Here is a 2,206-nt window from a genome sequence, read left to right as displayed (position 1 = left end):
GCGATTTCTTCGATGAGCTGTACTTACGGGCATACTCCAACCGAAACGGTAGTGGCTATGCTTGAAGGCACTGATCGCGATACAAACTTAAAACTCGATCAAATTGAACCTATTGCTGCTTATTTCCGTGAAGTCCGTAAAAAATACGCGAAGTGGGAAGGGCAACTTAAAGGTGTGGATTCTCGCATTCTAATTGCTCAAGTGCCTGGCGGCATGCTCACCAACATGGAAGGTCAGCTAAAAGAACAAGGCGCAGCGGATCGCCTGGACGAAGTGCTTGAAGAGATTCCTCGCGTACGTAAAGAGCTAGGGTATATCCCTCTTGTCACACCAACCTCGCAAATTGTTGGTACGCAGGCCGTCATTAACGTATTGACTGGAGAGCGCTATAAGAGCATTACCAAAGAGACGGCAGGTATACTCAAAGGTGAGTATGGTGCAGCGCCTGCTGAAGTGGATAAAGCTTTACAAGCCAGAGTTCTCGACGGTGCAGATCCGATCACCTGTCGCCCTGCTGATTTACTCGATAATGAACTGGAATCACTGACTACTGAGCTTTTAGAGAAATCGAAATCTGAAGGTATCTCTCTCGCTGAAGACACGGTGGACGATGTTTTAACTTACGCTTTATTCCCTCAAGTGGGTTTGAAGTTCCTTAAAAACCGTCGTAACCCAGAAGCCTTTGAACCTGCTCCAACTTTAGAGTCGGCACAACCTAAAGCTGTCGCTAGCGCGCCTCAAGGTGGCATAGAGACATACAGCGTAAAAGTTGACGGTCAAGTCTATGACGTCGAAGTGGGCCCTCAAGGTGAGTTGACTTCTGTTGTTGCTTCTAACGTGGCGGCTCCAGTAGCAGCACAGGCAAGTGCTCCTTCTGGTAATGCTGAAGCCGTTCCTGCACCTCTGGCGGGTAATATTTTTAAAGTCAACGTTCAAGCGGGTGCTCAAGTGGCTGAAGGGGATGTGTTATTGATCCTAGAAGCGATGAAGATGGAAACAGAAGTACGAGCTGCACGTGGTGGTATCGTCCAAGATCTTCATGTTAAAGAAGGTGATTCTGTCGTTGTAGGCTCACCATTATTAAGCTTGGCGTAAGGGAGTACCATGGAAGGATTGATGACCTTATGGTCTGAAACAGGGATTGCAAATTTCGAGTTCGGTCAACTGTGCATGATGCTCATTGGTTGCTTGTTGTTATTTTTAGCCATTCGTAAAGGTTTTGAACCTCTATTGCTGTTGCCTATCGGATTTGGTGCTGTACTGGCTAACATACCTAACGCTGGGTTTACCGATCCGGGCGGGTTGCTTTACTACGTTTACTACGTTGGTATCGAAACAGGGATTTTCCCACTACTCATTTTCATGGGAGTAGGCGCAATGACCGATTTTGGTGCTCTGATTGCGAACCCTAAAACGCTTTGGTTAGGTGCAGCCGCTCAGTTTGGTATTTTCGCTACCCTATTTGGTGCCATTTTACTGAACTATATTCCTGGTATGGAATTTACGATGGCCGATGCTTCGTCTATTGCGATTATTGGTGGAGCGGATGGCCCAACTGCGATTTTCTTAGCAAGTAAACTGTCACCAGACTTACTGGGCGCTATTGCGGTCGCTGCGTATAGTTATATGGCGCTGGTTCCAATCATTCAGCCACCAATAATGAAAGCGCTGACAACGCCAGAAGAGCGTAAGATTAAAATGGCACAGTTACGTCATGTGGGTAAAGCCGAGAAAGTGCTATTCCCACTCGCGGTACTGTTAATGACGATCTTGTTCCTTCCATCGGCAACACCGCTGGTCGGCATGTTCTGTTTGGGTAACCTAATGAGAGAAGCGGGTGTGGTTGACCGCTTATCTAAGACCGCTCAAAACGAACTGATTAACATTGTGACCATTTTCTTGGGGCTAGGTGTCGGTTCTAAATTGCAAGCTGAAGAGTTCTTGAACCTTGAAACATTAGGGATTCTTGGACTTGGCGCGGTGGCATTTAGTATTGGTACGGCAGGCGGCGTTTTAATGGCGAAAGTGCTGAATAAATACTCTAAAGAAGACATTAACCCGCTTATTGGCGCAGCTGGTGTTTCGGCTGTTCCTATGGCTGCGCGAGTCGTGAATAAAGTTGGCTTGGAAGCAAACCCGCAAAACTTTTTGTTAATGCACGCCATGGGTCCTAACGTTGCTGGTGTTCTTGGCTCTGCGGTTGCGG

The 2,206-nt window shown here is 47.3% G+C and carries 2 protein-coding genes; both read left to right on the top strand.

Annotation, left to right across the window (positions count from 1 at the left end):
• Positions 1 to 1,095: biotin/lipoyl-containing protein (locus tag ACP45E_RS15040; protein WP_141707354.1), on the top strand; the 1,095-nt coding region annotated here is incomplete at its 5' end.
• Positions 1,096 to 1,104: 9 nt separating this feature from the next.
• On the top strand, positions 1,105 to 2,206 hold a 1,102-nt coding region (locus tag ACP45E_RS15035), incomplete at its 3' end, for a sodium ion-translocating decarboxylase subunit beta (RefSeq protein WP_069585187.1).

It is taken from the genome of Vibrio genomosp. F10 str. 9ZD137 (assembly GCF_049974785.1).
Classification (GTDB): Bacteria; Pseudomonadota; Gammaproteobacteria; order Enterobacterales; family Vibrionaceae; genus Vibrio.
This window is presented reverse-complemented; position numbering and strand designations above follow the sequence as displayed.